General features: G+C 56.7%; 14 protein-coding genes and 2 tRNA genes. 11 read left to right on the top strand and 5 right to left on the bottom strand.

The features are described from left to right. The first annotated feature begins 51 nt into the window (after positions 1–51). Positions 52–2283, top strand: a complete 2232-nt coding sequence (locus V3C20_RS01970) for an inorganic phosphate transporter (protein ID WP_130083079.1) — start codon at positions 52–54, stop codon at positions 2281–2283. Between the two features lie 155 nt (positions 2284–2438). On the opposite strand, the gene V3C20_RS01965 is transcribed toward V3C20_RS01970, so the two are convergent. Beyond that, positions 2439–2512: transfer RNA gene (locus V3C20_RS01965), tRNA-Gly, on the bottom strand. Between the two features lie 144 nt (positions 2513–2656). On the opposite strand from V3C20_RS01965, the gene V3C20_RS01960 reads away from it, so the two are divergent. The 10 genes from V3C20_RS01960 (at position 2657) to V3C20_RS01915 (ending at position 13200) form a co-directional block, all read left to right on the top strand. After that, positions 2657–2730 (top strand) — tRNA-Gly (locus V3C20_RS01960). 295 nt (positions 2731–3025) lie between these two features. After that, the gene (locus tag V3C20_RS01955; protein ID WP_130083078.1) at positions 3026–3436 is read left to right on the top strand and encodes a hypothetical protein; all 411 of its coding nucleotides are present in this window, start codon (positions 3026–3028) and stop codon (positions 3434–3436) included. Between the two features lie 34 nt (positions 3437–3470). Further along, positions 3471–4682 (top strand): outer membrane beta-barrel protein, encoded by a 1212-nt coding sequence (locus tag V3C20_RS01950; RefSeq protein ID WP_130083077.1) that lies wholly within the window; start codon positions 3471–3473, stop codon positions 4680–4682. 91 nt (positions 4683–4773) lie between these two features. Beyond that, positions 4774–6981: a polysaccharide biosynthesis tyrosine autokinase gene (locus V3C20_RS01945; RefSeq protein WP_330935413.1), complete on the top strand. Its 2208-nt coding sequence runs from the start codon at positions 4774–4776 to the stop codon at positions 6979–6981. A gap of 11 nt (positions 6982–6992) precedes the next feature. Further along, a complete protein-coding gene (locus V3C20_RS01940) occupies positions 6993–7598 on the top strand; it encodes an SLBB domain-containing protein (RefSeq protein WP_130083075.1) in 606 nt (201 codons plus the stop codon). Between the two features lie 583 nt (positions 7599–8181). Continuing rightward, entirely contained in the window at positions 8182–8715 is a 534-nt protein-coding gene (locus V3C20_RS01935) for a helix-turn-helix domain-containing protein (protein WP_130083074.1), read from the top strand. Between the two features lie 66 nt (positions 8716–8781). After that, the gene (gene ruvA, locus V3C20_RS01930; RefSeq protein WP_130083073.1) at positions 8782–9375 is read left to right on the top strand and encodes a Holliday junction branch migration protein RuvA; all 594 of its coding nucleotides are present in this window, start codon (positions 8782–8784) and stop codon (positions 9373–9375) included. A 223-nt stretch (positions 9376–9598) separates the two neighbouring features. Beyond that, positions 9599–10627, top strand: coding sequence for a type I glyceraldehyde-3-phosphate dehydrogenase (gene gap, locus V3C20_RS01925; RefSeq protein WP_067571221.1), 1029 nt, complete (start codon positions 9599–9601; stop codon positions 10625–10627). Positions 10628–10797: 170 nt separating this feature from the next. Then, complete coding sequence (locus V3C20_RS01920) at positions 10798–12012, top strand: phosphoglycerate kinase (protein ID WP_130083072.1); 1215 nt, start codon at positions 10798–10800, stop codon at positions 12010–12012. 234 nt (positions 12013–12246) lie between these two features. Then, complete coding sequence (locus V3C20_RS01915) at positions 12247–13200, top strand: TraB/GumN family protein (protein WP_161981641.1); 954 nt, start codon at positions 12247–12249, stop codon at positions 13198–13200. Here the strand turns inward: V3C20_RS01915 and mfd are convergent. The 4 genes from mfd to V3C20_RS01895 form a co-directional block, all read right to left on the bottom strand. Further along, positions 13197–16373 carry a transcription-repair coupling factor gene (gene mfd, locus V3C20_RS01910; RefSeq protein ID WP_130083070.1) on the bottom strand — a complete coding sequence of 1059 codons (3177 nt, stop codon included), beginning with the start codon at positions 16371–16373 and terminating at the stop codon, positions 13197–13199. The two genes, V3C20_RS01915 and mfd, sit on opposite strands and share 4 nt — an antisense overlap. A 124-nt stretch (positions 16374–16497) precedes the next feature. Next, positions 16498–17679, bottom strand: a complete 1182-nt coding sequence (locus tag V3C20_RS01905; RefSeq protein WP_130083069.1) for an SHD1 domain-containing protein — start codon at positions 17677–17679, stop codon at positions 16498–16500. A 30-nt stretch (positions 17680–17709) separates the two neighbouring features. Then, positions 17710–20262 carry an MFS transporter gene (locus V3C20_RS01900; protein WP_130083068.1) on the bottom strand — a complete coding sequence of 851 codons (2553 nt, stop codon included), beginning with the start codon at positions 20260–20262 and terminating at the stop codon, positions 17710–17712. Between the two features lie 26 nt (positions 20263–20288). Then, positions 20289–21206 (bottom strand): hypothetical protein, encoded by a 918-nt coding sequence (locus V3C20_RS01895; protein WP_130083067.1) that lies wholly within the window; start codon positions 21204–21206, stop codon positions 20289–20291. Between the last annotated feature and the right edge of the window lie 54 nt (positions 21207–21260).

The raw sequence follows: 21260 nt of genomic DNA, 5'->3' as shown, positions 1-21260 counted from the left end.
AACGGGAGTGCCGGAAAGGGTTCAGGTAATAGAAGGCCGTTTATTACACATATGGACCCTATCTATTACTTCATCATAGGCTTGCTGCTGGTACTCTCCTGCTTTGACCTCGTGGTTGGCGTCTCGAATGACGCCGCCAACTTCCTGAACTCCGCTGTCGGTTCCAAGGCCGCCCCTCGCCGGACTATTATCCTGGTGGCCGCTCTGGGGATTATCATTGGCTCCCTGTTTTCCAGCGGCATGATGGAAATTGCCAGGAGCGGGGTATTTATGCCGGCCCAATTCACCTTCCATGACATCATGCTGATCTTTTTGGCGGTGATGCTGACGGACGTGATCCTTTTGGATGTGTTCAACACCTTCGGCCTTCCTACATCCACGACGGTTTCCATCGTGTTTGAATTGCTTGGGGGTGCGGTGGCTGTGGCGCTGTTCAAAATATGGTCCGGAGAACCTGGAATGGCCAGCGATCTGGCCAGCTATATCAACTCCTCCAAGGCTCTGGCCATCATTTCCGGCATTTTCTCCTCCGTCTTTGTGGCGTTCATCTGCGGTATATCGGTCATGTGGATTTCCCGCCTCATCTTCTCCTTTAATTACAGGAAATCCTTCAAATACCTGGGTGCCGTCTGGTGCGGTGTGGCCCTGACGGCCATCACCTATTTTGCCGTATTCAAGGGGCTGAAAGGCAGCACGCTGGTCACGAAGGACATGATCCGCCACCTGGACGCACACATCTGGCTGTACGTATGCTACAGCTTTGTTTTCTGGACCGTTCTGATGGCCGTGCTCCAGAACCTCTGCAAAGTCAATATCTTGAAAATAGCGGTGCTTGCCGGTACGATGGCCCTGGCTCTCTCCTTTGCCGGGAATGACCTGGTCAACTTCATCGGCGTTTTTATGGCGGGGCAGTCCTCCATGGAAATCGCTTCCGCCGCCGTTGCACAAGGCATGGACCTTTCCACCCTGACCATGGGCGGCCTGATGGCTCCCGTGACGGCGGACTGGCGTTATTTGCTGGGTGCGGGATTCATCATGGTGCTGGCCCTGATGTTCTCCAAAAAAGCGCAGACCGTGACGGATACGGAAGTCAATCTGGCCCGGCAGGGCGGGGGAGTGGAAAGATTCGGTTCCGTTCCCCCGGCGCGGATGATGGTACGCTATGCGTTGAACGCTTCCCGCGTGGTGGAAAAAATCATGCCCGCAAGCGTAGGAAAATTCATTGAAAAGCGGTTTCAGCCCGTTCCGGAAGGGCCGGACAACGGAGCCTCCTTTGACCTGATCCGTGCGTCCGTAAACCTGACCGTGGCCGCCCTTCTGATTTCCCTGGCCACCTCGCTCAAGCTACCTCTCTCCACCACGTATGTCACGTTCATGGTGGCCATGGGTTCCTCTCTGGCGGACAAGGCCTGGGGGCGGGACAGTGCCGTGTACCGCATCACCGGGGTGATCACGGTCATTTCCGGTTGGTTCTTTACGGCGTTTGCCGCATTTGCCATGTGTTGCATGGTAGCGGCGTGCATTGTGTATGGCGGCGTCTTCGGAATCATCGCCATGTGCGCTCTGGCGGCATACCTGCTGCTGAAAAGCGCCCGCCTGCACAGAAAGCGCACGCAGGCCGCAGAATTGGTGAAAGGCAGGAATTATGCAGATGCTTCCTCCCTGAGCCGTTATAACGAGGAAATCATTGAGTTGATGAAGCGCATGGCGGAAATCTATGAGATGAATCTGGAAGCCCTGAACGTGGAAGACCGGAAACGGTTGAAAAAACTCCGCAAGGAATCTCGCGGGATCCGCCGTTCCCTGGGCGACAAGATGGCGATGGAAGTCATGCCCGTGGTCCGGGAATTGCGGGACGGGGAGGCGGACCGCGGCAAGCGCCATGTGCAGATGGTGGAATACGCCACCTCCGTCTTTGAATCCCTCTCCAACATCACTACGGCCAGCCATGCCTACATTGACAATAACCATGAGGGGCTGGACATGGAATACATAGAAGACTTGCGGAAAATGAACAACCGGGTTTCCTCCCTGTATCCCCGCTTCCGGGACATGATGGAGACCAATGATTACAGCGGTTTGGACGAATGCCTGGACGGCATTGATGCCCTGGACGAAGAATTCGCGGAAGCGGTCAAACGGCAGATCATACTGCGTACGGAGAATGTTTCCGACATGAGAAGAACCCTGCTGTATCTCAACCTTCTTAATGAAACCCGCACGATGATCCGCAAGGTACTCCTTCTGGCGAAGATTCAGAAGAAGTTTGTATTGGGGTGCTGACGGCCTCTCCGCCTGCTATTCCGGCGGTGGTTTTCCGTCCTGGAATAGCAGGCAGATTTTTCTGCCATTCCGCTTGTAAATTTCCCCTCTCTTGCACTTTCAAGAAAGAAAAAACCGCAAACACTGATGAACAGTAACTTGCGGCATGAAAAGGCTGGTACGGGCGATGGGAATCGAACCCACGTCTCAAGCTTGGGAAGCTCGCGTCCTACCATTGAACGACGCCCGCACAATATGTGCGGCATTTATTTACCGGGAGGAGCGGGGAATGTCAAGGCAACAGAATAAACTGCGTCTTATTTTTTTAAATTTGATTTTATAATGAAAAAAAACTTGTCTTATCTGTGGCTCCTGAACATAATGCGGGCGTTGTGCGGGTATAGCTTAATGGTAAAGCTCCAGCCTTCCAAGCTGATCATACGGGTTCGATTCCCGTTACCCGCTCCATTTTTTAATCACCTGCTATAATATTCTTCCAATGAAGGCCAGGTCCATTACGAAGACGGCACTTTCTGTGCTGGTATTTGCGTTTGCGGGCACACTTTCCGGTGTGGCTCAGCAAGTTGCTTCTCCGTCAGCCGCTCCGGCTGTTGATCATGTTAAGGCCTCTGCGGCTGAAAAGGTTTTTATCCAGAGGATGGCTGCTGCCGTTGAAGCGGGTCGCAAATCCGGATCCCTGGATATGAAGGCTGTATCCGCCATATTAGGCAGCGCAGTCAAGGCAGGTGTGTCTGATGCTGTCATGGCACAGATGGTTTCCATGGCTGCCGAAGCTTTCCCGGTCAATGCTCCCCAAGTGGCTTCCGCTGCCGTCAAGAGCTACGGCTCCAGGGTTACGGAAGCCCAGGTGCGCAATATCGTATCTGCCGCCGTTTCCGTTCAGCCCAAGCCTTACGCTTCTGTTTCTCCGATTTGCGCAGCGGTGACCAAGGCTCTGGGTCATTCCCCCGTGGCGATGACAATGCCTTCCATAGCTGTGGAAGTGGCCGCCGGGACTCCCGACAATCCCTTGCAGGGTGTCACTACGCAGACGCGTGGAATTGTACAGCCTGGTGAAGACGCCGCAGGCGGCGCCCTCGTCATGCCCGGCGGTGTTCCTGTGGGGGGCACGCCTACAAGTCCTGCTCCTGTCTCCAATCCTTCTGGCAACTAAAGCTAACTCCTATACCTAAAACGGATTAAAATTTATGAAGAGTCTTTTTTATCTCTCTTTGCTCGCTTCCGGCCTGGTTGGAGCTCACGCTTACGGGCAGTCCCTGTACACGCTTGCCGGACCTGTGGGTCTGGAAGAATCCCTCCCCCTGAAATGGACGTTCAACGTAGCTGGCGGTTATGATGACAACGTAAATGCAAGCAACTTCAATCAGCAGGAAAGTGCGTTTATCAGTACGGACATTGGCGCTTCTCTTGCCAATTACGATGCTGTTACCCAGTATGCCTTTTCTGCGAAACTGGGTGGTATTTTTTACCTGAAAGACCTGGAAGGCGATACGAATGAATCTCTTTCCAATTCCACGCTGACGGCCAGTCTTTCTCATAGTTTTGACCAGACTTTGCGCTACAACGGCAATTTTTCCTTTGCCTGGCAGCCGGAACCCAACTACTCAAACGGCATTGCCAACTCCCGCCGTGATGGCGACTACATTTATGTATACGTTTCCAGTTCCTTGAGCAAGGCATGGACTACCCGTTGGTCCACGACGGTGGGCGCCAGCTACTCCATGATCGACTATCAGGAAGATTCTGCCAAGACTGATAACCGTCAATACGTCAACCTGAATTTCAACAATCGTTACAAGTGGACGGAACGCTTGGCTTTGTCCATTAACTGGAACGGTTCCTACTGCGACCGCGAATATGGCAATGATGAATTCTCCAACTTCGTCCTGGCCGGCGCCGAATACGCCGTGGCCCAGAACACTTCTGCCACGTTGCGTGTCGGTCCCCAGTTTAAGCATGTGGACAATTACGGCACCAAAACCTACCCGTCGGCGGAATTTGGTCTTAACCACCGCATGAGCGACCGTTTTTCCTTGGGTATGTTTGTCCGCTACTCTAACGAAGCAACAAATACCTACATTCCCCAAACGGGCGCCAGCTACTACTCTAATGAGACGTGGCGCGTCGGTCTGAACAGCACGATGAAGGTGACGCACCGGGTCAGCCTGAATGCCGGTGTGAACCTGATTTCCAGCGATTATTCCCGCGCGAGTTCTTCCAGTACTGATACGAACACGCTGACTTTCAACGCGACGGCCGGTGTCAAGATGATGCTGACAAACGCGCTGGCTCTTACGGCCCAGTATTCCTACACCAATGGTTCCTACAGCGGATATAACTTCCCCATGCCGAGCTATAACCGGAATGTATTCTCCTTCGGAATAAATTATATCTTCTAAGCTTGATTGACAATTAATGTTTCTACTCCTCTAATTGCGAATGTTCATTCACAATTAGAGGAGTTTTATCTTACTACCGCACCGTCTCTTCATGAATGCCCCAGATCTGCAGAATGGCGATCCTATCGTACGCAATATTGATTATATACAAGTTCTGAAAAACCGCTGGAAAGAAGTCTTTCTTGTTTTCATGCTGGTTCTGGTTATTTCCCTGGTGGTGACGCTTCTGATGCCCCCTTCGTTCCGTGCGACGAGTAAGTTTCAGATCAAGCGTCCCAGGCCGGTGATGGGGATCGGTACGGGGGAGGATGTCGTGGCATCGTCCAATATGACGGACAACTACATCCCCATGCAGTATTCGGTTCTGACTTCGTCCGAAGTGCTGAAAGTGGTATCCAAAAAACTGAATCTGGCTGCGGAATGGGGCATGACGGATGAGTTGGCTGCTACCAACCTGGCTGGAATGATCAAGGTATCCCCCCGCCGTGCAACGGACTTGGTGGATGTCATTGTCTCCGGGCCTGACCCCAAACTGGTTCAGAACATTGCCAAGGCAGTCCCGGAAGCTTACAAGCAGGACCGTGAAATGCGTGAAAACCGGTTGGTGGAAACGGCTATCAAGAGCCTTCAAGACGTTCTCCGGGAACAGGAGGACATTGTCAATGACAAGATGATGGCTCTCAAGAAGTTGATTGCGGAAAACGACTATTTGCCCTCCACCATGTACAGGAGCGGGGACAATCGTGTGATGACCGGTGCCATGGAAGACGAGGATTTCCGGAATTCCAAGGCACAACTCATGAAATTTGAGAAGGATGAGCAGGAGTTGGCTGCGTATGTTGCAGAAATTCAGCGTCTTCCGGATGACAAACTGATGGATTATGTAACCAATTCCGATCTTTTGAATGCGGAAATTCTGGCGGCGGACTCTTTGCGCAAAACCTATCAGGAATATATGGAGAAGGATAAGGAGAGGGAAACTCTCAAATCCCAGAACCTGGGGCCCAAGCATCCCAAGATGGTGGCTCTCCAGGAAACGGCGAACATCTTGAAGGAAAAGCTGAGCAAGGAACTTGTGGGACTCCGCTCATCCTTGAAAAGCAAGCTGGAAATGGTTGCTGCAAGCCGTATGAAGTGGGAGAAGATTGTAGCTCAAAAGGAAGAGGATCTCCGGCACCATGTGATGAAGATGCCTGTTTATGAACAGACCAGCCGCGAGTATGATACGGCCCTGGATCAGCTCAAAACGCTGGATGCCCGCTACAAGGATGAAATCGCGCGCTTGCGCGTTCCCCGTGAATCGATTGAAATGTATGATAATCCTCTGTTGCCCTCAGCTCCATACAAGCCGGATGTAACGTTGAATCTGGCGGTGGGCGCCGTTGCTGGTTTGCTGTTGGGTGTGGGCCTGGCCCTTCTGCTGGAATTCATGGATACTTCCGTCAAGACCATGGAGGATGTGGAACGGGCTCTACAAGTGCCTGTTCTAGGGATCATTCCCAAAAACGTCCCCATTCTGCATTCCGCCGGTTCTCTGGGGCCGGATGCTGAGGCCTACCGCATTTTGAGGACGAACATAGAATTCAACAAGAAGGGGCTTGAGGAAATATCCCTGACCTTTGTTTCCGGCAGTGCCGGGGAAGGCAAAACCACGACGTTGTGCAACCTGGCCTATATCTGCGCCCAGGGGGCTATGGCCACCTTGATGATTGATGGGGACCTTCGCCGTTCCAAGTTGCACAGATACTATGAGCTGGACAATGAAGTGGGGCTTACGTCCTACCTGCTGGAAGACTATCCTTTGGAGGACGTGATCTTTCAGACGCCTGTGGAAAACCTGTACGTCATGCCTGCGGGGCCGATTCCCTTTGACCCGTCGGGAGCCTTGAACTCACGCAAGTTCAGCGAACTGCTCCAGGAGGTGAAGCAGCGTTTCGATATTGTGCTGGTGGATTCTCCGCCCATTCTCGGCGTCAGTGATTCAGCCGTGATTGTGAGCGAGGTGGATATGACCCTGATGGTTGTCCAGCCGCGCAAGCTTCCGTTGAAAGCCTTGCTGAGGCAGAAACAGGTCATTGAATCCGTCGGCGGCAATCTGGCGGGCGTGGTGATGAATAATGTGGACATTACTTCCGATCACCAGTATCAATATTACACAACCTACTACTCCTATTATTCTGCGGAAAGCGGAGCTTCCGACGGCAATGCTGACGCTTCTTCCCTGAAGAAGGCCGAGCGTTCCGGCAAAGCCAAGGAACTGGCGGCTACGCAGTCCAGTGATAATGAGGATCTGTATTAAGTGATAGTGCCATGAAAAAGTATCTGTATTCCATTGTGTGTTTCATCCTGGCTGCAGGAGGATTTGCGTTCTCGCAGTCCCCGGATGCCGTGCCCGCGCATGGAACCATTGAAATTCAGGTGCGCGGCATCCCTGCCGACGACGCTGCCGCCATTTCCGGTCAATATCTGCTGGATGGCAATGGAACCATCCGCATGCCCCAGCTTCCCCCCGGGCAGGATGTGTTGCGGGTAGTGGGCCGGACGGCGCGGCAGATTGAGGACATGCTTGCCGCTGCCTACAAGAAGGCGGAACTGTACACTTCTCCCACCTTTTTGGTGAAAGTGCAGAGTTCCGACGTGCAGCTGACCCAGCATATCGTTTTGGTGAGCGGAAACGTAGCCATGAAAAAGAATGTTCCATGGCGGCGCGGCATGACGCTGCTGGAAGCGATTGTCGGCGCCGGGGATGTTACGGAATGGGGATCCCGCTATGTCCAGGTGACGCGCGGCGGCAAGACCGTCACGTATGATTATTTTTCCACCAAGGACAGGGCTATACCCATTCAGCCCAATGACCGTGTTTTCGTTCCGCAGCGCGGCATGTTTGAAACACGGCCTTCCAAGCTTCTTCCCTGAAGATTGGAAAATGGTTTTTCATACCCGGCTTTCCGCGAGGAAGCCGGGTTTCTTATTGTTCATTCCGGAAACAAATGAAATGTTAGTTATTGTCCAGCTTTTTTGCCTGAGCTCCTTTCCGGAAAATAACTCTATGACTGCAATGTTGGAGCCGTCCGCCGTCTCTTTCCAGTTTTCCCGCCTTGATGGAAGGGGGTGTTGAACCCGGAAAATACGGAGGCCTGAAGCATTGATGCAGGCTTTCCCTCTTTGGGCAGTTGAATGGAATATTTTTTCTTATTCATGTAGTTGATCATGAATTATTTGTAAATAAAAGGAAAGAAGCCGGGAGAAATTCGCTCATCCAACAAAATTGTTGATGATCTAATTGTTGATATTAGGCCCTTTTGAAGTAATTGTATAATGTAGGAACAGGCATATATTGCGATGAAATGAGTTCAGTATAAAGACGGCCAGCAGAAAAACAAAGAAAATTGTTGATTGTTTTTGGGCTCAGTGCATTTTTGGTATTTTCAAAAATGTTAGAGCTTCATACAAAATGCCTGTATGAAGCCCTGTTTTATCAAAGTGAATTCACATTGCCATGATTTATCGTTTCAAAAAGACATTCATTGGAGTAGGAGGGCGGGAATATATCAATAATCCCAAACTGAGTTTCCCTGAACACGTAAAAATCCGCCGCAAGGGAACGGAACCCAAGTCCGGGCAGCCTTATGCCAGTGCGTCCGGGGCGTTCATGGAAACATCCTCCATAGCGGCGCGGTTGCGCTGCAGTCCTTCCGCCGCCCGGCAATATCTGCACCGTCATGGAGTACGTTTCCGCGTAGTCCGCAAGAGTACTGGCTCTCTCACGCTCTGCTGGCGCCGTCTGGACGTGGAGCGTCTCCTGGCGGCGCGGGAACCGGTCTGCCGCCGCGCCCCATTGTGCTACGTGAATATGGAAGAGGCCGTCCGCTACTTGGGCGTGGTCAGAAGCTACGTTTACAGGCTGGTCAAAAAAGGCCTGCTGCGCGAATACAGGTGTCGCATCAAGACGGTCCGCGGATTCCGCGTACGGTGTTTTTATCACCGGGAAGACCTGGAGCATATCAAGCTGCACGTTCTCCACAAGAGATAGCGGACCGCCCCCCGGGAGGATGCGTTTTAGACTTGTCCGCCGCCGGGATTGTGTCACGTTATGGACATGATAGCTTTTTTGCGCGGTACGGTAGCGGAGTCATACCCCCAGCGGCTGATTCTGGATGTTCACGGCGTGGGGTACGAGGTGATCGTGCCCCTGTCCACATTTGACAGGCTGAATCCTCTGCCGGGCAGGGAGCTGACACTGAAAACCTATCTGCATGTGCGGGAAAACATGCAGGTGTTGTACGGATTTGCGACTGATGCGGAGCGGGACATCTTTCTGCTGCTGATTGACCGGGTTTCTGGAATCGGCCCCGCTACGGCCATCGCCATTCTGGGGTCCTTGTCCGTGGAGCAGTTTAAGCAGGCAGTGGTGAGCGGAGACGTATCCGGCATCGCCAGGGCCAAGGGAGTGGGCAAAAAAACGGCGGAACGCATTGTGCTTGAACTGAAGGACAAAGTAGGTCTGGCCGCCACCTGGGAGGCCCAGGCCCAGGGCTCCACCTCCCAGGCGGCGGGGGATGCGGAACTGGCGCTGATTGCTTTGGGCTTCAAGCAAGTGGAATCCCGCAAGGCCATTGCCGCCCACTTGAAAGAGAACCCGAACGCGGACGCGGACGAGCTGATCCGCGCCGCCCTGCGTTCCATGAACTGACCGTTCCGCGGTGAACCGGAAGACCGTGCAAGTTTTTGACATCCATGCAGGAGCACGGCTGTCGCCTTTGCGCCTTTCTGGGGACGGGAGGGCCGGCACATACTGCCATGATGGGGGAACAATAGTGTTGACGCCCGGCGGAATCGTTTCTAAACTTGCCCCGTCCATGGTACTTGAATAGGTCCGGGACTTGTAATTAATCAAATCTGAAGCCCTCAATCTTATGGCCAAATATGCTATTAACGGTTTTGGACGTATTGGTCGCAACGTGTTGCGCGCCATGTCCAAGGAAGAACGCAACAAGGTTGTTGCCATCAACGACCTGACCCCCATCGAAATGATCGCCCACCTGCTCAAGTATGACTCCACGCAGGGCAAGTTTGACGGCGAAGTTTCCATCGACGGCGAGTATCTGGTCATCGACGGTCACAAGATCCTCATCACGGTGGAACGCGACCCCGCCAATCTTCCCTGGAAGGACCTGGGCGTGGACGTCGTTCTGGAATCTACCGGCCTGTTTACCAAGCGTGACGCCGCCCAGAAGCACATTGACGCTGGCGCCAAGAAGGTGCTCATTTCCGCTCCCGCCACGGATCCGGACCTGACTTTCTGCCTGGGCATCAACGACAGCGAATACGATCCCGCCAAGCACAACATCGTTTCCAACGCTTCCTGCACCACCAACTGCCTTTCCCCGATGGTGAAGGTGCTGAACGACAAGTTCGGCATTGAAAAGGGCATGATGAGCACCATTCATTCCTACACGAATGACCAGCGCATTCTGGACCTGCCGCACAAGGATCCCCGCCGTGCCCGCGCCGCCGCGATCAACATCATCCCGACGACCACCGGCGCTGCCAAGGCCATCGGAGAAGTGATTCCCGAACTCAAGGGAGCCCTGAACGGCGCTTCCTTCCGCGTTCCCACCCCGACCGGTTCCCTGACCGACTTCGTGGCCATCCTCAAGAAGAATGTGACCGTGGAAGAAGTGAACGCCGCCATGAAGGAAGCCGCTGAAGGTCCTCTGAAGGGCATTCTGGCCTACTCCGAAGAAGACCTGGTGCTTCAGGACATCGTTTCCGACCCCCACTCCTGCATCTTTGACTCCGGCTTCACCTACGTGGTCGGCGGCAACCTGGTGAAGGTCTGCGGCTGGTACGACAACGAATGGGGCTACTCCAACCGCGCCGCCGAAGCCATGAAGAAGCTGGGCGACAGCGTGAGCTCCTGCGGCTGCAGCTGCGGCAAGTAAGTTCATTCCTGAACAACGCTTGCTCTTCAGTAGTCACAAGACATTCTTTCCAGCCGCCTGAAACAGATTTCCGGTTCATGAACCGGGTTGGTGCGGGCGGCCGGGATTTTCCGGGAGGGCAGAAATGCCCTCCCTTTTTCATTCCATTGAACCAAACAACATAAACTGATATGGCTAAACTCACTGTTCGTGATCTTGACGTCAAGGGCAAGGAAGTCCTGATGCGCGTTGACTTCAACGTACCCCTCAAGGATGGGGAAATTACCAATGACGCCCGCATTGTGGCCGCCCTTCCCACCATCAAGTTCCTGCTTGACGGCGGCGCCCGTCTCGTCCTCTGTTCCCACCTGGGCCGTCCCAAGAATGAACCCGATCCCGCTTTTTCCCTGAAGCCCGTGGCTGGCCGCCTTTCCGAACTGCTCGGCAAGGAAGTGAAATTCGTTCCCTCCGCCATTGGCCCGGAAGCTGAAGCGGCCCGCGCCGCCATGAAGGACGGCGACGTGGCCCTGCTGGAAAACGTCCGCTTCTATCCCGGTGAAAAGAAAAACGATCCGGAATTCGCCAAGGCTCTGCTGGGCAACGCCACTCTGTTCGTGAACGACGCATTCGGCACCGCCCACCGCGCCCACGCTTCCACGGAAGGCGTTACCCACTTTGCGGAAAAGAGCGCTATGGGCTTCCTGATTGAACGCGAGCTGGAATATCTGGAAGGCAAGCTGGAAAACCCGGAAAAGCCCTTTGTGGTGATCATGGGGGGGGCCAAGGTGTCCGACAAGATCGAAGTGCTTTCCAAGCTGATGGAAAAGGCTGATACGTTCCTGATCGGCGGCGCCATGGCCAACACGTTCCTGGCTGCAGAAGGTTATGACCTGGGCGCTTCCAAGATTGAAGGCGACAAACTGGATCTGGCTCGTGAAATTCTGGCGAACGCCAAGGCCAAGGGTGTCAAGTTCGTGCTTCCGGCCGACGTTCGCGTGACCATGAAGTTCGAAGACGGTGCGGAAACGTTCTGCACGGCTCCCTTCGCGGAGGGCGGCAAGGTGCCGGAAGGCGGCATGGCCATTGACATTGGCGACAAGGCCATCGAAGAATTCTCCGCTATCATCAAGAATGCCAAAACTGTTCTGTGGAACGGCCCGATGGGCGTCTTTGAAATGGACTGTTTTGCCAAGGGCACCAAGGAAATTGCGGAAGCCCTGGCCGATTCTTCAGCCATCTCCATCGTGGGCGGCGGCGATTCCGTAACGGCCGCCAAGAAATTCAAGGTTCAGGACAAGCTTTCCTTCTGCTCCACGGGTGGCGGCGCTTCCCTGGAACTTTTGGAAGGCAAGGTGCTGCCCGGCGTGGGCGCCCTGTCTGACAAATGCTGCTGTAAACAGAAGTAAACCGTCATGTGACGGTTTGCTTCCGGGACGTCAGCTCTGCGCGGCCTGATTCTTCATCCCCCGTTCCCCTGAGGGAACGGGGGATTTTTTATGGTCTCCCGGTATTCCGCATTACCTTCCTGGCAGGGTAAGGAATAGAAGGGACTCTGCGGAAGTTTTTTTGGCTTGCTCTGCGGATGATGGCCGCTAGGCTGGTGGTGTATGAACATATTGCGCGGTATTTTGTTTATCTTCATGCTGTTCTCTTCCGCACTTGTTGCCGTAGCTGGCTCCGGCAGGAATGCGGAAGAATACGGCGGATACCCGGCTACATTCCTGAGGCTGGAGGCGGATTCCCCTGAACAGCAGGATTTGGCAACGCCCGTGGCTTCCTATGTGAATGACGGCGGACAGGAGGTGAGGCTGATCGGGGCGATGCATGTGGCTGAACCGGAGTATTACGACCGTTTGAACAAACTGTTTGGGCAATGTGATTTGCTGCTGTTTGAAATGATCGGCGGGGAGGGGCTCCAGCGGCAGGAGGAATTGCGGAGCAGGATTGACCGGAGTAAGCCGCTGGACGGCCTGACGCAGGAAGAAGCCCGTGAATGGAACCAGCTGGAGGCATGGGAAAAGGAACAGAGGGAAAAGGAGTCTTCCTTTCTGCTGAACTGGCTGGGGAAAGCCTATAAAAGATTCAGTAAGGCCCTGAATTTGCAGGCCCAGATGGATGGAATTGATTACTCTCCGTCCCACTTCGTCCATGCGGACATGACCATGGGGGAATTCAGGAAGGCGCAGGAAGAAAAGAAGGAGAGTTTTATGGGATTGATGGCGAAGGAGATCGTGTCTTCCCTGCAGGAAGAGTACTGCGGCTATCAGCCGAATCAAATCAAGATGGCGATGGATCTGATTACGGGAAATGTTTCCGGGCTGAAGAATGAATTGATGCGCCTGCTGGCCTATACCAGCTCTGATTCTCTGGAGGATACGGTGATTCTGAAAGGCAGGAATGCCAAATGCATGGAGATATTCGACCAGTGGAAAGGCAAGGGTGCGCGCAAGATTGGCATCTTCTACGGGGCGGCACATCTGCCCGGTCTGCATGCGGAGCTGCTGAAGCGCGGCTACCGACTCAGGGAAGTCCAGTGGCTGACTGCCTGGAATACCCGGGAGCAGGCTGACGGCAGGGATGCGGACCAGGATTAGATCTTTTTAAGCATTTCCAGAGTTTCCTGAAGCTTTTCCGCCGGGGTGATTCCCACCAGGCGCGGAAATTTGTTGGACAGGAGGATGAAATCCCCGTTCCGGGTAAGCATCAGGCGCTGGCCGCTGACTTCCACCATGGATATATTGGCCATGGTGGCCAGTATCTTGATTTTGTGCGTGGCAAGCAGATGATGCACCGTTTCCGGTGCAGGTCCGAATCGGTCTTCCCAGGTGCGGAGCAGGGCGTCCGTCTCCTTGATGGTGCGGGCTCCCGCCAAATCCTTATAGGCGGCGATGCGCAGCGGGGCGTCGCTGATGTAGTTCCGCGGAATGAAGGCGCCCAGGTACTCCTTGCGGGATTTGGTCGCAAACTGCGTTTCACTGTTCACGATGAAATCCGCCCGGAGGGCGGCGTCCGCCCTGGGTGCGGAATGTTTGCCCTGCATGTGGGAGATGGACTGCTGGAGAAGCTGGCAGTACAGGTCGAAGCCGATGGCGGCGATGTGGCCGCTTTGCTGGGTGCCGAGCAGGTTGCCCGCTCCGCGGATTTCCAGGTCGCGCATGGCTATTTTGAATCCGGAACCCAGTTCCGTGTACTGTTTGATGGCGGAGACGCGCTTGCGGGCGTCTTCCGTAGTGGATGAGGACCTGGGCAGCATGAGGTAGGCGTACGCGCGGTGTCCTGAGCGGCCCACACGGCCGCGGAGCTGGTACAGATCCGCCAGGCCGAAGCGGTCCGCCCTGTCAATAATGATGGTATTGGCGTTGGGAATGTCTATGCCCGATTCAATGATAGTGGTAGCCAGCAGAATGTCCGCCTCTCCCCGCACGAAGGAGCTCATGACCTTTTCCAGTTCATCCTTGGGCATTTGTCCGTGGCCGATGACGATGCGCGCCTTGGGGACCAGGGCCTGTATTCTGTCCCGGAACAGTTCGATGGTTTTGACGCGGTTGTGCAGCAGGAATATCTGGCCGCCGCGCTCCAATTCGCGCTCCATGGCCTTTTTCATGATGCGTTCGTCATATGGGCAGACGCTGGTCTGCACCGGCTGCCTGTTGACGGGCGGCGTGTCGATGGAACTCATGTCCCTGGCGCCCATCAGGGCAATGTACAGCGTGCGGGGAATAGGGGTGGCCGACAGGGTGAGCACGTCTATTCCCTTGAAGCGCTCCTTGAATTTTTCCTTGTGCTTGACGCCGAAGCGCTGTTCCTCGTCAATGACTACCAGTCCCAGGTTCTTGATGGATACGTCTTCGGAAATGAGCCGGTGGGTGCCGATGACGATGTCCACGGAGCCGTTTTTCAACCCTTCCAGCGTGGATTTGACTTCCGCCGCGCTGTTGAGGCGGCTCAGCATTTCAATCCGCACGGGATATTCGCTCATGCGTGACTTGAAGGTGCGGAAGTGCTGCTCCGCCAGTACGGTGGTGGGCACCAGCACGGCCGCCTGGCGGCCGCCGGTTACGCATTTGAATGCGGCGCGGATGGCTACCTCCGTCTTGCCGAAGCCCACGTCTCCGCAGATCAGGCGGTCCATGGGCCGGGTGGATTCCATGTCCGCCTTCGTCTGGGCGATGGCGCGGAGCTGGTCGGGCGTTTCACGGAACGGGAAGGAGCTTTCAAACTCCCACATCCATTTGCTGTCCGGCGGGTGGCTGTAGCCTTTGCCCGTCTGGCGTTCCGCTTGCACGTTCAGGAGCTGGGCGGCGTAGTCCGCCACGGAGCGTTCCGCGGATTTTTTGGCGCGCTGCCATTTGGAATCCCCCAGTTTGTTGAGTTCCGGCGTCCTGCTGCCCAGGCCGATGTAGCGGGAAACCAGGTGTGCTTGGCTGAGGGGGACATGCAGGATGGTGTTGTCCCGGTAGAGGATGTTCATTTCCTCGTCTCCGGAATCCGGAGAGGTGGAGATGTTGATGAACTTCCCGATGCCGTAGCTGGTATGGACCACCAGGTCCCCCGGATTGATGTCTTTCAGGGAGGCCTGGGCGCGTGCCTTGCGCGCCTTGTCTTCCCGGCTGGCGCGCCGCCGCGCCGTGGCGGACTGGTACCTGCCGAACAGCTCGGAGGAGGAGAGAACCGCCGTCTTCGCACCGGGGATGCTGAATCCGCCGGGCAGGTCTCCCCGCAGGCAGGTGATGGAAAGCAGGGCAGGGGTCCCGGCGCAGATATCCTTGAACCGCTCCTCTTCCGCCTGGTTCGGGAAGAACATGCTGACGTTCCATTTCCGGTCCAGCCATTCCCTTATCTGGCGTTCGGCCAATTCGCGGCGCATTTCCTGCATCACGAAGTCCCCGGCGTCAAAGCTGCCCAGGGGATTGTCATGGATGGCGAGAGAGAAATCCTCCTCTCCCTCCGCACTTTCCGGGGGAGCGGTCAGGATGCACGCGTGTCCGCGCTCCTTGCAGAAGGGGGTGGTGATGACCAAGTCTCCCGGCCTGATCCAGTCGCGCAGGGTTTCCGCGGCGTCCGCCTCCTGCAGAACGAGGTTGACGTGCTCCACCTTCCGGAAGGAGACCTGGGTATCCACGTCGAATTCCCGGATGGACTCGATTTCATCGTCAAAGAATTCCAGGCGCACGGGATTGGCGGATTGGAGGGGGAAAACGTCCAGAATGCCGCCGCGGCGGGACCACTGCCCGCGGGAAATGACCTGCGGAACGCCTTCGAATCCGGCTCCCGTGAACAGCTTTTCCAGCTCGTCCGGCGGCCGTGTTTCCCCCGCTTTCAACACCATGCCCTGATTCTGCATGCCCCTGGTGGAGGGAACCTCGTCATTCAGGGAATTTTCCGTCAGAACAACGGTCTGCCTGCCTATCTGCCCGGAGGCAATACGGTGCAGCACGTTCAGCCGCTCGGCGGTGAGTTCCGGGTCTCCTATTTCTTCGCCCAGTGCCACCTCCTTTTCCGGGACGAACAGGATATTGTGCACGCCCCATGTCTCCAGTTGTGAGGCTACGGATTCCTGGGCCCGCAGATGGGGAGTCACCACCCAGGTGCGGCACGTGTCCGGAACGCTGTTGATGCACAGGGCCGCAACAAACGGCACGCCGGGCAACGCGGTGTGGTCGAAAACGGCCTGTTCCTCCGTGCCCAGCTTCGCGAGTTCCCTGTGGAAGGGGGCGGTGCGGGCCACCCTGTCCAGCAGGGAAGATATGGAAGCGTTTTCTGCCATGCGTGTCTGAAAGCCCCTGTTGAGGGGAGTTTGCCGCCTTTCCCCGCCATGTCAACGGTTTTTCAGGGCACGTGTGTCCCCCGTTCCCGACAGGGAACAGGCAGATTGTATGGAAAGAAAGTGATCAGGAAGAGGCGCGGAAGCGGATCTTGACGCCCGCCTTGCGCCATTTTTGCTCGATCTCCTTGGCCAGTTCCTCGTAGGTCCTGCCGTCCAGAAGGAGTTTCTGCGCCTCCTTTTCACTGGTGCCGGACTGAATGGCCTTCATATAATTCTTGATGCGCTGGGCGTCCCCTTTTCCATCCATGTGGTAGAAGTAATAGGCCATCAGTGCGGCCAGGCCGTAGTGAAGATTGGCGTTTTCACTCGTGAACTGGGTGTAGGGCATGTTCATGAAGGCCTCCAGGCCGGGAGCCTCAAAATCGTCCCCCAGGGCGCGGCCCCCCGTGTTTTTCTTGCCGTACTCCGTAACGCGGGAAACGATGTGGGAGCGGTTGGCGCCGAAGTTGAAGCGGCCCCCGGCATAGGGCGTCATGGCCACATATTCCGCGGACCCCTCGCAGAACCAGCTGGCCTGCTTGGCCTGCGGAGACATGAGCTGGTGCGTCAGTTCGTGAATGAGGGTGGTGGAATCCTTGTCCCGGTCAATGATGTACGTGCTCCCCATGGACTTGACGCCCAGTGACTGGAAAGGCACCAGAATTCTGCCCCGGTCCCCCGGCCGCGTGGTTCCCAGGAAAATGCCCGCCGTTCCTTCGAGCCCCCCGTTTTCCAGATAGGTGCTGAACTTTTCGTACAGGTAGGCCGGGAATTTGGCGGAATCGTCATGGGGCGGAATGTTGCCGATGGGCAGCGTTTTGTTGGCCAGGTGGGTGGCTTCAAACAGGAGGCCCAGCCGCTTGATCATGCCTGCGCCCAGCTTGGCGTCGCAAATAAAGCGGAAATGGGGCGTCTCGTAAATATATTCCCCTTTTTCCTCCTTGATGGTTTCCACCTTGAAATTGTCCGGGCATTTGACGGTTCTGGGCCAGGGCTGCTTGTAATTGTCTGCTGGGTTGGAGGGGGGAGCTCCCGTTCCCTGTTCCGCGATGAAGTTCCGGTCCGCCTCGGAAAGCTGGTTCAGGGGAATGGTTACCGTCTGGCCTCCGGCGCGGGTCAGCACTGCCTTCTGGCCGTCCAGTTTGACGAATTCGGCCTCCAGGGTTTTTCCCTGGGTGTTGGTCCAGGTGCGGCCTTCCGCCGGGGAAAGCAGGGACAGGAAACACAGGGCCCCCGCAGTCAGGCAGTTGCGTGCAGGTGTCTTCATTGGGATAGTCTGGGTGGTGAGTTTGGTGTGTCAGTGCCTGGGCCTCGGCAGCATCAGGAGCAGAAGTCCGCAGAACAGCATGAGGCATCCGGCAGCGGCCAGGGTCGTGGTCAGGGGGATACCCTGGTCCTTGAACCAGCCGCCGAAGAAGGAGATGAGCGCGCCCACCCCGGCGGAGGTAAGGTTCAGGAGACCATAGCCGGTGGCAGAGTAACGCTCGTCAATATGGGAGCGTAACACAGGCATGAGGGTGGCGTCCAGCGATCCTTGCGCCAGCCCCTGCGTGGCCACCAAACCGAGCATGAGCACCAGAGGGACCGCAATGTCCCAGCCGAAGATACCGGGCAGCAGCGCCAGGACGACCAGCGGGCCGGATATGCTGAAGGCAATGCCCGGTACCAGCGCGCGTGCGCGGGTATTGCGCCTGTACCACATATCCGCAAGAATGGCGCCTCCCAGCACCGCGATGTATTTGGCAATGGAACTCCAGAGCGTGGCGGCGGGGCCAGCCTCCGCGGAGGAAAGGTGGTACTGGTCATGCAGCAGGGTGGGGTACCACGTCAGCAGGAACCAGTTGCCCGCTCCCGCAAAGGCTACCACGCAAAGCAGCATCCACATGGGGCGTCCGCTCAGCAGGCTGGAAAGGACGGCACCTGTGGAAAGCTTGGACGCGGGAAGCTTTACTGTCTGTTCGTCGTTGTCCACATTGATCAATACGGTTTCTTCCCCGGGCTTGTCCTTCTTCCGGGCAAGGGCCGTGTCCGCGGGCGCCTTGCCGGGGTCTTTCAGGAACAGGATCAGGACGATGGCGTAAGCCACGCCGATCAGACCGAACAGGGCAAAGGTCATGCGCCAGCCCGTCCAGGAAGCCATGGTAGCGCCGAATCCGGCGATGGCCATGCCCACGTAAATCCCGCTCATGTGCAGGCCCGTGGCGATGGAGCGTGTGCTGCCGCGGTGGTAGTCCGTGATCAGGGCCAGCGCGGCGGGAATGTAGAAGGCCTCACTGATGCCCATGGCCCCGCGGGCGATGAGCAGGGAGGTATAATCCTCCGCGTGCCCGGTCCACCAGGTGACTACGGACCAGACAACCAGGGAACAGAGAATCATCAGGCGGCGGCTGTAGCGGTCCGCCAGAAATCCGCCTACCGGGCTGAGCAGCGCGTAAATCAGCAGGAAGACGGAGGTAACCATGCCGAACTGGGCCTCCGTCTGGGGAATGTCCCGTACAATGGGTTCATGCAGGGCGGAAAGAAGCTGGCGGTCAAAGTAGTTCAGCATCACGACGAACCACAGCACGATGACGGCCACCCAGGCCCACAGACCGGGCCTGGTGTTCGGATCCGTGACGGCGGAGACGTTCCTGACGCCGTTGCGCACGGCGGAAATGATGATGATGGCCAGGACGATGACCGTGAGGATGAGAACGGCATAGTCCACCGTGCTCATCTCAAAATGGTATCCCGCGGTTGCGGACGCGTTCACGGGAGTACGTACGCCGGGAGCGGTTTCTCCGCTGATGGTGATGATCTCATTGCCTCGTGTGACAGCAGGGGCCGTGGCGATGCCTGCGGGCCATTCCCCCAGGCGGCTCCATTCATCCTTTACAATGTCATAGGCCAGGATGTCCCTGGACTGCATCACGGGCCTGGACGGGTCCGGGGAGTTACCGCGCTTGTCCCCGCCAATCAGGATGATGGTGTTCTCCTTGACGGGGGCGGGGCCGGCCGCTGCCGCTACAGGCGTTCCGGGACCGGTGCGCTCCTTCTTCATGCGCCCCCACTCGGCGGGGTTCGTGGAGCCTAGATCGTAGTCGATCAGGTCGGAAAGGTAGGTCCTCTCCGTTTCTCCTGCGGCATTTTTGGAAAGGGAACATCCCCCCACCAGGAAGAGAGTGCTGTCGGAAAAGGCGGCGGTGGCAAGAATGCGCCCCGGACCTTGGAACGGAGGCAGAGTCTTCCACTCCATGCTGGCCGTTTCAGGGGATGTGTCCAGCACGTACACGGTATTCAGGGCCGCTTCCGGTTCGTCCCGGTCCCGTCCGCCGATGACATAGAACTTGTCTCCCGAACCGACGAAAGCGGCTTCCGTCACGGGGCGGGGAAGGGAAGGAAGCTTTTCCACGGACCCGTCCGCCTTGATCAGCAGGGTGCCTTGCCAAATGCCCTCTTCATTGTGGCCGCCGGCCAGCACCACGCCCTTGCCGACGCTGGCGCATGCCGCGTAACCCAGCGGAACGGGCAGGCTGCCGACTTTGTTCCATTGTCCGTTGGTGAGTTTGAAAATATCCCGGTGGTACGCCTTCGGGCCGCGTTCCTCCGGCGTGGCGGCTCCGGGAGCGGCATTCGGGAAATTGGCCCCTCCTGCGGCAATGATGGACTGGGAGCCGTCTTTTTCCGTCACGGTCCCGGCAATCATGCCAGCGCGCCCCACGGGATCGGGCAGGTCAGGAATGCTGCCGGCGGAATGGACATCCACGGAAAAGGATGCGTGGGCGGTCGGGACAGCCGTCAGCATCAGGCAGGCGAGGACCGCGCACCATGTCTTGGTGAACCGATCCAGGTAATGTGAGGAGTGCGTCATATGATTTGTTGTTGGTGCTGGAAAAATCAGGAAAGGGAAATGCTCCAGACTTCGGGGGAGCGTCTGCCGGGCTTAAGTTCGCCGTTGACCGCGATGAAGCGGCCTTCCCAGGCGCAGCAGGGAAGCACCGCCCGCGGTGCTCCGATAGGGCCTCCGTCGTGCCATTCCGCCGTTGCCGTGTCCAGGCACAGGGACTGGTTGTTGAAGCCGGGATTGGTCTGCGGCGTGTATTTCCTGCCAGAGCCGTCGTCCCCGGCCAGCAGGTAGATGACCCCGCTCCGGGAGACTGGGGCCGGAGTGGGCGCGGCTGCAATGGCATAAGGCATGTCCGGTTGCCGCGTCCATCCGCCGGAAGGGGTGAAGCTCCATGCCTCCGTCAGTAGTTCCCGGACCTGGCGGCCGTTCTCTTCTTTCAGGCCGATGCCGCCCAGGACGTACAGAACACCGTTAACCGAAGCCATTTGGTGCAGGAAGCGGCCTCTCCCGGGCAGTGCGGGAAGTTCCTGCCAGCCTTGGCCGGGATTCGCGGAATCCAGCATGAACATCCGGTTGGTGCAGTCCTGCTCTCCGGAGTATTCACAGCCGCCCGTAAGGTACACTTTGCCGTCCAGCACGGCTGCCGCCGTGTAGGCCAGCGCGACTGGGAGGGAGGGAAAAGCGGAGACGATCAAGGTCCCGTCGGAAACTCCCAGCAGGTAAACATCCCTGCGGTGGCCTTTCTGGTCGCATCCGCCGATGCACAACAGGCCGTCTTCCAGGCTGGCGGACGCTCCGTAGGCATACGGCGAAGGCAGTACGCCAGCTTCCCGCCACGCAGGGCTTCCCGGCTCCAGGGTGAAAACACGGTCCGTCCAGGTTTTGACGCCTCCCTCCAGCATGGGCTTGCCGGGGAAATTCGTTCCGCCTGCACAAATAAGAATATTTCTGTGGGTTCCCGCATACATGCCGGCAAACCCTTCCGGATCGGGAAGTGGGGGTAAAGGACTCCAGGATGACGA

This window comes from Akkermansia sp. RCC_12PD (assembly GCF_036417355.1).
Taxonomy (GTDB): Bacteria; Verrucomicrobiota; Verrucomicrobiia; order Verrucomicrobiales; family Akkermansiaceae; genus Akkermansia.
The sequence above is the reverse complement of the archived record's forward strand: the minus strand, read 5'-3'. Positions and strand labels throughout refer to the sequence as shown.

What these genes read in the sequence shown, in the direction of transcription:
- V3C20_RS01970 (WP_130083079.1), top strand. Translation starts at nt 52, where the DNA reads ATGGACCCTATCTATTACTTCATCATAGGCTTGCTGCTGGTACTCTCC.
- V3C20_RS01955 (WP_130083078.1), top strand. Translation starts at nt 3,026, where the DNA reads ATGGCACAGATGGTTTCCATGGCTGCCGAAGCTTTCCCGGTCAATGCT.
- V3C20_RS01950 (WP_130083077.1), top strand. Translation starts at nt 3,471, where the DNA reads ATGAAGAGTCTTTTTTATCTCTCTTTGCTCGCTTCCGGCCTGGTTGGA.
- V3C20_RS01945 (WP_330935413.1), top strand. Translation starts at nt 4,774, where the DNA reads ATGAATGCCCCAGATCTGCAGAATGGCGATCCTATCGTACGCAATATT.
- V3C20_RS01940 (WP_130083075.1), top strand. Translation starts at nt 6,993, where the DNA reads ATGAAAAAGTATCTGTATTCCATTGTGTGTTTCATCCTGGCTGCAGGA.
- V3C20_RS01935 (WP_130083074.1), top strand. Translation starts at nt 8,182, where the DNA reads ATGATTTATCGTTTCAAAAAGACATTCATTGGAGTAGGAGGGCGGGAA.
- ruvA (WP_130083073.1), top strand. Translation starts at nt 8,782, where the DNA reads ATGATAGCTTTTTTGCGCGGTACGGTAGCGGAGTCATACCCCCAGCGG.
- gap (WP_067571221.1), top strand. Translation starts at nt 9,599, where the DNA reads ATGGCCAAATATGCTATTAACGGTTTTGGACGTATTGGTCGCAACGTG.
- V3C20_RS01920 (WP_130083072.1), top strand. Translation starts at nt 10,798, where the DNA reads ATGGCTAAACTCACTGTTCGTGATCTTGACGTCAAGGGCAAGGAAGTC.
- V3C20_RS01915 (WP_161981641.1), top strand. Translation starts at nt 12,247, where the DNA reads ATGCTGTTCTCTTCCGCACTTGTTGCCGTAGCTGGCTCCGGCAGGAAT.
- mfd (WP_130083070.1), bottom strand. Translation starts at nt 16,373, where the DNA reads ATGGCAGAAAACGCTTCCATATCTTCCCTGCTGGACAGGGTGGCCCGC.
- V3C20_RS01905 (WP_130083069.1), bottom strand. Translation starts at nt 17,679, where the DNA reads ATGAAGACACCTGCACGCAACTGCCTGACTGCGGGGGCCCTGTGTTTC.
- V3C20_RS01900 (WP_130083068.1), bottom strand. Translation starts at nt 20,262, where the DNA reads ATGACGCACTCCTCACATTACCTGGATCGGTTCACCAAGACATGGTGC.
- V3C20_RS01895 (WP_130083067.1), bottom strand. Translation starts at nt 21,206, where the DNA reads ATGTATGCGGGAACCCACAGAAATATTCTTATTTGTGCAGGCGGAACG.